The sequence below is a fragment of the Cedecea sp. genome, assembly GCF_036500665.1.
Classification (GTDB): domain Bacteria; phylum Pseudomonadota; class Gammaproteobacteria; order Enterobacterales; family Enterobacteriaceae; genus Cedecea.
In genome coordinates, this window is record NZ_DASYBS010000138.1 from 127,784 (window position 1) to 139,443 (window position 11,660).

The 11,660-nt window shown below is 55.5% G+C and carries 10 protein-coding genes; all 10 read left to right on the top strand.

Annotated elements, in window-relative coordinates; all coding sequences use genetic code 11:
* The first annotated feature begins 340 nt into the window (after positions 1 to 340).
* The gene (dnaA, locus tag VGM55_RS22210) at positions 341 to 1,723 is read left to right on the top strand and encodes a chromosomal replication initiator protein DnaA (protein ID WP_038483077.1); all 1,383 of its coding nucleotides are present in this window, start codon (positions 341 to 343) and stop codon (positions 1,721 to 1,723) included.
* 4 nt (positions 1,724 to 1,727) lie between these two features.
* A complete protein-coding gene (dnaN, locus tag VGM55_RS22215) occupies positions 1,728 to 2,828 on the top strand; it encodes a DNA polymerase III subunit beta (protein ID WP_331636714.1) in 1,101 nt (366 codons plus the stop codon).
* A gap of 147 nt (positions 2,829 to 2,975) precedes the next feature.
* Complete coding sequence (gene recF, locus VGM55_RS22220) at positions 2,976 to 4,049, top strand: DNA replication/repair protein RecF (RefSeq protein ID WP_154187385.1); 1,074 nt, start codon at positions 2,976 to 2,978, stop codon at positions 4,047 to 4,049.
* Positions 4,050 to 4,077: 28 nt separating this feature from the next.
* Entirely contained in the window at positions 4,078 to 6,492 is a 2,415-nt protein-coding gene (gene gyrB, locus VGM55_RS22225) for a DNA topoisomerase (ATP-hydrolyzing) subunit B (RefSeq protein WP_154187386.1), read from the top strand.
* Between the two features lie 264 nt (positions 6,493 to 6,756).
* On the top strand, positions 6,757 to 7,155 hold the full coding sequence (locus VGM55_RS22230; protein WP_154187387.1) for a YidB family protein: 399 nt from the start codon (positions 6,757 to 6,759) through the stop codon (positions 7,153 to 7,155).
* Positions 7,156 to 7,303: 148 nt separating this feature from the next.
* Complete coding sequence (yidA, locus tag VGM55_RS22235) at positions 7,304 to 8,116, top strand: sugar-phosphatase (RefSeq protein ID WP_154187388.1); 813 nt, start codon at positions 7,304 to 7,306, stop codon at positions 8,114 to 8,116.
* Between the two features lie 226 nt (positions 8,117 to 8,342).
* Positions 8,343 to 9,032: a D-galactonate utilization transcriptional regulator DgoR gene (gene dgoR / locus VGM55_RS22240; protein WP_331636716.1), complete on the top strand. Its 690-nt coding sequence runs from the start codon at positions 8,343 to 8,345 to the stop codon at positions 9,030 to 9,032.
* A complete protein-coding gene (locus VGM55_RS22245; RefSeq protein WP_331636718.1) occupies positions 9,029 to 9,913 on the top strand; it encodes a 2-dehydro-3-deoxygalactonokinase in 885 nt (294 codons plus the stop codon). Before dgoR ends, VGM55_RS22245 begins: the two co-directional genes overlap by 4 nt.
* On the top strand, positions 9,897 to 10,514 hold the full coding sequence (locus tag VGM55_RS22250) for a 2-dehydro-3-deoxy-6-phosphogalactonate aldolase (RefSeq protein WP_038477603.1): 618 nt from the start codon (positions 9,897 to 9,899) through the stop codon (positions 10,512 to 10,514). Before VGM55_RS22245 ends, VGM55_RS22250 begins: the two co-directional genes overlap by 17 nt.
* The gene (dgoD, locus tag VGM55_RS22255; RefSeq protein ID WP_331636720.1) at positions 10,511 to 11,659 is read left to right on the top strand and encodes a galactonate dehydratase; all 1,149 of its coding nucleotides are present in this window, start codon (positions 10,511 to 10,513) and stop codon (positions 11,657 to 11,659) included. Before VGM55_RS22250 ends, dgoD begins: the two co-directional genes overlap by 4 nt.
* Position 11,660: the final 1 nt, after the last annotated feature.

An 11,660-nucleotide genomic window follows, 5' to 3' on the forward strand; every position in this document is an offset into this window, starting at 1 on the left:
CGCGCGGATCTTCATCAGATCCCTTTAGCGATATTTGTGCGCTAGTCATTAAATTTTCCAATATGAGACGGTTATACACTGCACGTGTGCCAGGATCGATTACACTTAACCCGCTCAAAACTTCCCTGTGGATAATTCGTGAAGAATCTGTGAGAAACAGAAGATCTCTGCCGCGCTTTAGGCTATGATCCGCGGTCCCGATCGTGATCCAGCCTTCACCGGGGAAACCGCAAATAGCGGTTCGCGCGCCTCCCACAGCCTGAGAGCGCGTGTCAACAATCATGAATGTATAACTTTCAGTCTTCGTCTTTTTATCGACTTTGTTCGAGTGGAGTCCGCCGTGTCACTTTCGCTTTGGCAGCAGTGTCTTGCCCGATTGCAGGATGAGTTACCAGCCACAGAATTCAGTATGTGGATACGCCCCCTACAGGCGGAACTGAGCGATAACACGCTGGCTTTGTACGCGCCTAATCGTTTTGTGCTCGACTGGGTGCGTGATAAGTACCTTAATAATATCAATGGACTGCTCAATGATTTCTGCGGCACCGACGCGCCTTTGCTGCGCTTCGAAGTCGGCAGTAAGCCCGTGACTCAGCCCGTTGCCGAACTGGCAACTACTGCGGCGCCAGCTCAGGTTGCGCGCGCTGCGGCGCCGATGCGCCCAAGCTGGGATAACATGCCTGCGCCCGCTGAGCCGTCCTACCGTTCTAACGTTAACCTGAAACACACCTTTGATAACTTCGTTGAAGGTAAATCGAACCAGCTGGCCCGCGCAGCGGCACGTCAGGTGGCCGATAACCCAGGCGGCGCGTATAACCCACTCTTCCTTTATGGCGGCACCGGTTTAGGTAAAACGCACCTTTTACATGCGGTGGGTAACGGCATCATGGCGCGCAAGCCGAATGCCAAAGTGGTGTACATGCACTCTGAGCGTTTTGTTCAGGACATGGTTAAAGCGTTGCAGAACAACGCCATCGAAGAGTTCAAACGCTACTACCGCTCGGTGGATGCGCTGCTTATCGATGACATTCAGTTTTTTGCCAATAAAGAGCGTTCTCAGGAAGAGTTTTTCCACACCTTTAATGCCCTGCTGGAAGGCAATCAACAGATCATTCTGACGTCGGATCGCTATCCAAAAGAGATCAACGGCGTTGAGGATCGTTTGAAATCCCGTTTCGGCTGGGGGCTGACGGTGGCGATCGAACCACCTGAACTTGAAACGCGTGTGGCGATCCTGATGAAAAAGGCCGACGAGAACGATATCCGTCTGCCGGGTGAAGTGGCCTTCTTTATTGCCAAGCGACTGCGCTCTAACGTCCGCGAGCTGGAAGGGGCGCTGAACCGCGTAATTGCCAACGCCAACTTTACCGGCCGGGCAATTACCATCGACTTCGTTCGTGAAGCGCTGCGCGATCTGCTGGCGCTTCAGGAGAAGCTGGTCACCATCGATAATATTCAGAAAACGGTGGCCGAGTATTATAAAATTAAGGTCGCTGATCTGCTGTCCAAGCGTCGCTCTCGTTCCGTTGCCCGTCCGCGCCAGATGGCGATGGCGCTGGCAAAAGAGCTGACCAACCATAGCCTGCCGGAAATTGGCGATGCTTTTGGTGGACGCGACCACACCACGGTTTTGCATGCCTGCCGTAAGATTGAGCAGTTGCGTGAAGAAAGCCACGATATCAAAGAAGATTTCTCCAATTTAATCAGAACATTATCTTCGTGACGCTATGAAATTTACCGTTGAACGTGAACATTTATTAAAACCGCTACAGCAGGTAAGTGGCCCCCTCGGAGGCCGCCCGACCCTGCCTATCCTGGGCAACCTGCTGCTGCAGGTGGCTGAAGGTGCACTCTCTTTAACCGGTACCGATCTGGAAATGGAGATGGTGGCGCGCGTTGCGCTGGTACAGCCTCATGAACCTGGGGCAACGACCGTACCGGCACGTAAATTCTTCGATATCTGCCGTGGCCTGCCGGAAGGGGCTGAAATTGCGGTACAGCTGGAGGGCGACCGCATGCTGGTGCGCTCCGGGCGTAGCCGCTTTTCGCTTTCCACGCTGCCGGCGGCGGACTTCCCTAACCTGGACGACTGGCAGAGCGAGGTAGAATTTACCCTGCCGCAGGCGACCATGAAGCGCCTGATAGAAGCCACGCAGTTCTCGATGGCGCATCAGGACGTTCGCTATTACCTGAACGGCATGCTGTTCGAAACCGAAGGTGAAGACCTGTGTACCGTCGCAACGGACGGCCACCGCCTGGCGGTCTGTTCGATGCCGGTTGGGCAGCCTTTGCCAAATCATTCGGTCATCGTGCCGCGTAAAGGCGTGATTGAGCTGATGCGTATGCTCGACGGCGGCGAAACCCCGCTGCGCGTGCAGATCGGCAGCAATAACATTCGCGCTCACGTCGGCGATTTCATCTTTACTTCTAAGCTGGTGGATGGCCGCTTCCCGGACTATCGTCGCGTGCTGCCGAAGAACCCGGATAAACACCTCGATGCAGGCTGTGACCTGCTGAAACAGGCGTTTGCCCGGGCGGCTATCCTGTCGAACGAGAAATTCCGTGGCGTGCGCCTGTTCGTCAGCGCAAACCAGCTGAAAATCACGGCAAACAACCCGGAGCAGGAAGAAGCAGAAGAAATTCTGGACGTTTCCTACGACGGTACCGAGATGGAAATCGGCTTCAACGTCAGCTATGTGCTGGACGTGCTGAACGCCCTGAAGTGTGAGAACGTCCGCATCCTGCTGACCGACTCCGTTTCCAGCGTGCAGATTGAAGATGCGGCGAGTCAGGCGGCGGCCTATGTTGTTATGCCGATGCGTTTATAGCGCTTGAAAAGGGGCTGGTTTACTTGCCATTTCGTCTCCCGGCAGTGCTCGAAATGCTCACGTACTTCGTGTACGCTCCGCTTTCTGTGCGCTGGCGATAAACGAACTGGCTGCGACACCTACGCCCCTGAAAAGATGCTCTGATATATGTCACTGACGCGCCTACTGATTAAAGACTTTCGCAACATCGAAAACGCGGATCTCGCTCTTTCTCCTGGCTTTAATTTTCTGGTCGGTGCTAACGGCAGCGGCAAAACCAGCGTGCTTGAGGCGATTTATACCCTCGGGCACGGTCGCGCTTTTCGCAGCCTGAAAATTGAACGCGTGATCCGCCATGAGCAGAACGCTTTTGTTTTGCACGGGCGGCTGCAGGACGGTGAAAGGGAAACCTCAATCGGCCTGACCAAAGACCGCACCGGCGACAGCAAAGTGCGCATTGACGGCAGCGACGGCCACAAAATCGCCGAGCTGGCGATGATGATGCCGATGCAGTTGATTACCCCTGAGGGGTTTACTTTGCTGGGCGGTGGCCCCAAATACCGTAGAGCTTTCCTTGATTGGGGCTGTTTTCACAATGAACCGGGCTTTTTTGTCGCCTGGAGTAACCTCAAGCGCCTGCTGAAGCAACGCAACGCCGCGTTGCGCCAGGTGACACGCTATGCGCAGCTGCGCCCGTGGGATCAGGAACTGATTCCGCTGGCCGAACAAATCAGCCGCTGGCGCGCCGATTATAGCGCCGCCATTGCGGAAGATATGGCCGATACCTGTGCGCAATTTCTGCCGGAATTCGCTCTGAGCTTTTCCTTCCAGCGCGGCTGGGAGAAAGAGAGCGACTACAGCGAAGTGCTGGAGCGTAATTTCGAACGCGACCGGATGCTGACCTATACCGCACACGGCCCTCATAAAGCGGATTTTCGTATTCGCGCCGACGGTGCGCCGGTAGAAGATACGCTCTCGCGTGGGCAGCTTAAATTACTGATGTGCGCCTTACGACTGGCGCAGGGTGAGTTTCTCACCCGGCAGAACGGGCGGCGTTGCCTGTATCTGATAGATGATTTTGCCTCTGAACTGGATGATGCCAGGCGCGGCCTGTTGGCCAACCGGTTAAAGGCCACGGAATCACAGGTTTTTGTTAGCGCGATTAGCGCCGAACATGTGATGGATATGGCGGACAAAAATTCAAAGATGTTCGCCGTGGATCAGGGTAAAATAGCGGATTAACCCAAGATTAAATGAGCGAGAAACGTTGATGTCGAATTCTTATGACTCCTCCAGTATCAAAGTCCTTAAGGGGCTGGATGCGGTACGTAAACGCCCGGGCATGTATATCGGCGATACGGATGACGGCACCGGTCTGCACCACATGGTATTTGAGGTCGTGGATAACGCTATCGACGAAGCGCTCGCGGGCCACTGTAAAGACATCGTGGTCACTATCCACGCGGATAACTCCGTTTCGGTAACCGATGACGGCCGTGGTATTCCAACCGGCATTCACCCGGAAGAGGGCGTCTCGGCTGCGGAAGTTATCATGACCGTACTGCACGCCGGCGGTAAATTCGACGATAACTCCTATAAAGTTTCTGGCGGCCTGCACGGCGTAGGCGTTTCCGTTGTTAACGCCCTGTCCCAGAAGCTGGAACTGTTGATCCGCCGCGAAGGCAAAACCCATCAGCAAACCTACGTGCACGGCGTGCCGCAGGCTCCGCTGGCGGTCACCGGCGAAACCGAACTGACCGGCACCCAGGTGCGTTTCTGGCCGAGCCATGAAACCTTCACTAACGTGGTGGAATTTGAGTACGACATCCTGGCTAAGCGCCTGCGTGAGCTTTCGTTCCTGAATTCCGGCGTGTCTATTCGCCTGAACGACAAGCGCGACGGCAAGCAGGATCACTTCCACTACGAAGGCGGCATTAAGGCGTTTGTTGAGTACCTCAACAAGAACAAAACGCCTATTCACCCGAACGTGTTCTATTTCAGCACTGAAAAAGACGGTATCGGCGTAGAAGTGGCGCTGCAGTGGAACGACGGTTTCCAGGAAAACATTTACTGCTTCACCAACAACATTCCGCAGCGCGACGGCGGGACTCACCTTGCGGGCTTCCGTGCGGCGATGACCCGTACCCTGAACGCCTACATGGACAAAGAAGGCTACAGCAAAAAAGCCAAAGTCAGCGCCACCGGTGACGATGCGCGTGAAGGCCTGATTGCCGTGGTTTCCGTGAAGGTGCCGGATCCGAAGTTCTCTTCCCAGACCAAAGACAAACTGGTTTCTTCGGAAGTGAAATCCGCGGTTGAGCAGCAGATGAACGAACTGCTGGCCGAATACCTGCTTGAACATCCTGGCGACGCGAAAATCGTTGTCGGCAAAATTATCGACGCTGCGCGTGCCCGTGAAGCCGCACGTCGCGCACGTGAAATGACCCGCCGTAAAGGCGCGCTTGATCTTGCAGGCCTGCCGGGCAAGCTGGCGGACTGCCAGGAACGCGACCCGGCGCTGTCTGAACTGTACCTTGTGGAAGGGGACTCTGCGGGCGGCTCTGCAAAACAGGGGCGTAACCGTAAGAACCAGGCGATCCTGCCGCTGAAAGGGAAAATCCTGAACGTTGAGAAGGCGCGCTTCGACAAGATGCTCTCCTCTCAGGAAGTGGCGACGCTTATCACCGCCCTGGGCTGCGGCATCGGCCGTGACGAATACAACCCGGACAAGCTGCGCTATCACCACATCATCATCATGACCGATGCCGACGTGGATGGTTCGCACATCCGCACCCTGCTGCTGACCTTCTTCTACCGTCAGATGCCGGAAATCGTTGAGCGCGGCCACATCTACATTGCGCAGCCGCCGCTGTACAAGGTGAAGAAAGGCAAGCAGGAGCAGTACATCAAAGACGATGAGGCGATGGATCAGTATCAGATCTCCATCGCGCTTGACGGCGCAACCCTGCACACCAACGCAAGTGCACCTGCTCTGGCCGGTGAGCCGCTTGAGAAGCTGGTGGCCGAGTACAACACCGCGCAGAAAATGATTGGCCGCATGGAGCGTCGTTATCCGCGCAACCTGCTGAACAACCTGGTTTATCACCCAACACTGCAGGCGGCTGACCTGACTGATGAAGCGAAAGTGACGCAGTGGATTTCCACGCTGACGACTACGCTGAACGAGAAAGAGGAGCACGGCAGCACCTGGAAATACGCTATCCACCGCAACAGCGAGCTGAACGTGTTTGAGCCGATTGTGCGCGTGCGTACTCACGGCGTGGACACCGACTACGTGCTGGAAAAAGAGTTTGTTGAAGGGGGCGAATACGGCCGTCTTTGCTCACTCGGTGAGAAGCTGCGTGGCCTGATCGAAGAAGATGCGTTTATCGAACGTGGCGAACGTCGTCAGCCGGTAACCAGCTTCGAGCAGGCGCTGGAATGGCTGCAGAAAGAGTCCCGTCGTGGCCTGGCTATCCAGCGTTATAAAGGTCTGGGCGAGATGAACCCGGAGCAGCTGTGGGAAACCACCATGGATCCGGACAGCCGCCGCATGCTGCGCGTTACCGTTAAAGACGCGATTGCAGCAGACCAGCTGTTCACCACCCTGATGGGCGACGCGGTAGAACCACGCCGTGCGTTTATCGAAGAGAACGCCCTGAAGGCTGCGAACATCGATATCTAAGGCGAGCCCCGCCAGGTTGAAGAGCCGTGCTTTTAGCACGGCTTTATCTTTCTGACAAAGAAGGAAAAAACGTGGTTTTTCCTTCTTTGTGGTTAGCAGGTGAAAATCAATGAATTGATTTTCCTGGTTTATTTTTTGATGTTCTCTGGTATTTCTTCTATACCCTTGACTTACTACCGTGATGGAGCCGTGCTTTTAGCACGGCTTTTTTTATGGGCGCTATACTTTGCGTTGTCGAATTTCTACATCACAGAGGGAAACACCATGGGGCTTTTTGATCAGGTTGCGGGCTCGCTGTTAAACGGCGACGCCGGTAAATATCAGGCCATTCTAAGCTGGGTAGAACAGCAGGGCGGTATTCAGGCGCTGTTGGACAAGCTGCGCCAGGGGGGCTTAAGCGAAATCGTCTCCTCGTGGCTGAGCAGCAACGGTACAAATCAGTCGCTGAGCGGCGACCAGATAACCCAGGCGCTGGGTTCGCCGTCCGTTGCGGCGCTGGGGGAAAAACTGGGCGTGGATACCGGCTCGGCTTCCGCTTTACTGGCGGAATACCTGCCGAAGGTGATCGACGCGCTGTCGCCAAACGGCGAAGTCACGCCGGAAGCCCATAATGACCTGCTCAGTGCAGGTGTTAACTTACTGAAAGGTAAGCTTTTCAGCTGACCTTTTTGTTGGCCCCGGCTTTATGTCCGGGGCTTTTAAAAGAGGAGTTTGCCTGCCGCCTCTCATCCCCCTTTTCCCCGCCGTTTGCTGCTGTTTTTTGAGCGGAATCGCGTTAGCATGAGGTAAACCCATTACCTCTGAAGATCCCATGGCCATAAAACTGATTGCAATTGATATGGATGGTACGCTGCTGCTACCAGACCACACCATTTCCCCGGCGGTAAAACAGGCCGTTGCGGCAGCGCGTGAGCGCGGCGTTAACGTGGTTATCTGTACCGGACGTCCTTTTGCTGGCGTGGAGAGTTATCTGCGTGAGCTGCATATGGATAAGCCAGGCGATTACTGCATCACCTACAACGGGGCGCTGGTGCAGAAGGCGAGCGACGGCAGCACCGTTGCTCAGACCGCACTGAGCTATGATGATTATCGCTTCCTGGAAAACCTGTCCCGTGAAGTGGGCTCGCATTTCCACGCGCTCGACCGCCATACCTTGTATACCGCTAACCGCGATATCAGCTACTACACGGTGCATGAGTCCTTCATTGCCAGCATTCCTTTGGTGTTCTGCGAAGCGGAAAACATGGATAAGAACGGCGAGTTCCTGAAGGTCATGATGATTGATGAGCCAGCGGTGCTCGACAGGGCGATCGCCAAAATTCCTGCCGAAGTCTTTGAACGCTATACCCTGCTGAAAAGCTCGCCTTACTTCCTGGAAATTCTCGATAAGCGCGTCAACAAAGGCACCGGCGTGAAGTCGCTGGCGGAGACGCTGGGTATTAAGCCTGAAGAAGTGATGACTATCGGCGATCAGGAAAACGACATCGCGATGCTGGAATATGCGGGCATGGGCGTGGCGATGGACAACGCTATCGATAAAGTGAAAGCAGTCAGCAACTTTGTCACCAAATCCAACCTGGAGGACGGCGTAGCCTACGCTATCGAGAAGTTTGTCCTGAATTAACCCCTTCTTCTCTCTCCTGCTGCCCTGGCTCTGCCGGGGCTTTTTTTATCCATTCCTTCGCCAATTGCTTATTATGTGATCCATATTGTAGTACAACATGAATATATTGTACTACATTGTCGGCATTGGTACTGACACTGAATTCACATTTGTACTTCAAACATGCGGTGAAAACCGGCGGTAGCGGTAAAGTAGCGGGTAATGCTCTCTTAATAAGGAACCGGGTATGACCCTCAATAAAACCGACCGCATCATCGTTACGCTGGGGCAGCAAATCGTTAGCGGAAAATATGCACCTGGTGCACCGCTTCCGGCAGAGGCCGAGCTGTGCGAAGAGTTTGAAACTTCCCGCAACATCATTCGGGAAGTGTTCCGCTCGCTGATGGCAAAGCGGCTGATTGAAATGAAGCGCTATCGCGGTGCGTTTGTTCAGCCCCGCAACCAGTGGAACTACCTCGACACAGAGGTGCTGCAGTGGGTGCTGGCGAACGACTACGACCCGCGCCTGATAGCCGCGATGAGCGAAGTACGAAATCTGGTGGAGCCCGCGATTGCCCGCTGGGCGGCGGAGAGAGCCACCTCGAATGACCTGGCCCGAATTGAAAGCGCCCTGAACGACATGGTAGCGAATAACCAGAATCGCGACGCGTTTAACGAGGCCGACATTCGCTATCACGAGGCGGTGCTTGAGTCTGTGCATAACCCCGTTTTGCAGCAGTTGAGCATTGCAATTAGCTCCCTGCAGCGAGCCGTTTTTGAGCGTACCTGGATGGGTGATGAGGCCAATATGCCGAAAACGCTCCAGGAACATAAGGCGCTGTATGACGCTATCCGTCATCAGGACAGCGCGGCAGCGGAGCAGGCGGCACTTACCATGATCGCCAGTTCCACCAAACGACTGAAGGACATTACATGACATCTCGCTACATCGCCATTGACTGGGGATCGACCAACCTTCGCGCCTGGCTCTACCAGGACGGAGAGTGCATCGACAGCCGCAAAAGTACTTCAGGCGTCACGCGCCTGGGCGGCAGGTCCCCGGAGGCGGTGTTTAGCGAGGTTGTTGCAGGCTGGCGAGAGACGCCCACGCCGGTACTGATGGCAGGGATGGTGGGCAGCAACGCGGGCTGGAAAATTGCCCCATATCTGCCGTGCCCTGCACGTTTTGCCACTTTCAGTGAACAGATGACGGCGGTAGCCGAACAGGCGTGGATCATTCCTGGCCTGTGCGTGCAACGCGATGACAATCAAAATGTGATGCGCGGCGAAGAGACCCAGCTGCTGGGTGCCCGCTCACTGCATCCTGCTCCGCTTTATATTATGCCCGGCACCCACTGCAAATGGGTGCAGACCGATGAACAGGCGGTGCTCGATTTCCGCACCGTATTGACCGGCGAGCTGCACCACCTGCTGCTTCAGCACTCCCTGATTGGCACCGGCCTGCCAGAACAACAGGCCAGCCCCGAGGCGTTCAACGCCGGGCTTGAGCACGGGGTTAACGGCGGCGACCTGCTGCCGCAGCTGTTTGAAGTACGCGCCGCTCACGTGCTGGGCAAGCTACCGCGAGAGCAGGTTAGCGATTTCCTTTCCGGGCTGCTGATTGGCAGCGAAGCCGCAACGATGACGCGCCGCTTCGCCTGTTCAACCGGGCAGCCCGTCACTATTGTCGCCAATCCTGCGCTCAGCGCCCGCTACCAGGCGGCCTTATCCCTGCTCGGCTTTAGCAGCCAGGTAGTGGATGGCGACAGTGCTTTCCAGGCAGGAATAAGGAGTATTGCAAATGCAGTGGCAAACTAAGCTTCCGCTGATCGCGATTTTACGCGGCATCACCCCGCTGGAGGTTCAGGCGCACGTGAGCGCATTGCTGGACGCCGGTTTTGACGCGGTGGAAATTCCCCTCAACTCCCCCCAGTGGCAGCAAAGCATCGCTTCTATGGTCACGGAGTTCGGCGATAAAGCGCTAATCGGGGCGGGTACGGTGCTCAAGACGGAGCAGGTGGATGAGCTGGCGGCGATGGGCAGCAAGCTCATGGTCACGCCGAACACCCAGCCCGAGGTGATACGCCGCGCCGTAGCAAACGGGATGACGGTTTGTGCAGGCTGTGCGACGGCCTCCGAGGCTTTCTCCGCGCTGGATGCGGGCGCTCAGACGCTGAAAATTTTCCCTTCCTCCGCCTTCGGGCCTGATTACATCAAGGCGCTGAAAGCCGTGCTTCCGCCGGAAGTGCCGGTATTTGCCGTCGGCGGCGTCACGCCGGAAAACCTGCATATCTGGCTGCAGGCTGGCTGCGCGGGAGCAGGGCTGGGCAGTGATTTATACCGCGCCGGGCAGCCGGTAAGCCGCACCAGCGAAAGGGCAAAAGCATTTGTTAAAGCGTATCAAGAGGCCGTGCAATGAAAATTACCAAACTGACGACGTACCGTTTACCGCCGCGCTGGATGTTCCTGAAAATTGAGACTGACGAGGGCGTAGTGGGCTGGGGTGAGCCGGTTATCGAAGGCCGGGCGCGCAGCGTTGAGGCGGCGGTTCATGAGCTAAGTGAATACCTGATTGGCCAGGATCCGGCCCGCATTAACGACCTGTGGCAGGTGATGTATCGCGGCGGGTTCTACCGCGGTGGCCCGATTCTGATGAGCGCGATTGCCGGTATCGATCAGGCGCTGTGGGACATTAAAGGTAAGGTGCTCAACGCGCCGGTGTGGCAGCTGATGGGCGGCCTGGTGCGGGATAAAATTAAAGCCTACAGCTGGGTAGGCGGCGACCGCCCGGCGGAAGTGATTGACGGGATTAAATCTTTACGCAAAATTGGTTTTGATACTTTTAAATTAAACGGCTGCGAGGAAATGGGCATTATTGATAATTCCCGCGCCGTTGACGCCGCCGTAAATACCGTGGCGCAAATTCGTGAAGCCTTCGGCAATGAAATTGAATTTGGTCTCGACTTTCATGGTCGCGTAAGCGCCCCGATGGCAAAAGTATTAATTAAAGAGCTTGAACCGTATCGTCCGCTGTTTATTGAAGAGCCGGTTCTGGCAGAGCAGGCTGAATATTATCCACGTCTGGCGGCACAAACGCATATACCTATTGCGGCCGGGGAACGCATGTTCTCTCGCTTCGAATTTAAACGTGTATTGGAAGCAGGCGGGATTGCCATTCTGCAGCCCGATCTCTCTCACGCAGGCGGCATCACCGAATGCTACAAAATTGCCGGAATGGCAGAAGCTTATGATGTTTCCCTGGCACCGCATTGCCCGCTGGGGCCAATTGCGCTCGCGGCCTGCCTGCACATCGACTTTGTTTCCCGCAATGCGGTATTCCAGGAGCAAAGCATGGGCATTCACTATAACAAAGGCGCCGAGCTGCTCGACTTTGTTAAGAATAAAGATGATTTCAAAATGGACGGCGGTTACTTCCTGCCGTTGATGAAGCCGGGTCTTGGCGTTGAAATTGATGAAGAGCAAGTGATCGCGAGAAGTCAAAATGCTACTGATTGGCGTAACCCATTATGGCGTCACGCTGACGGCTCCGTGGCTGAATGGTAAT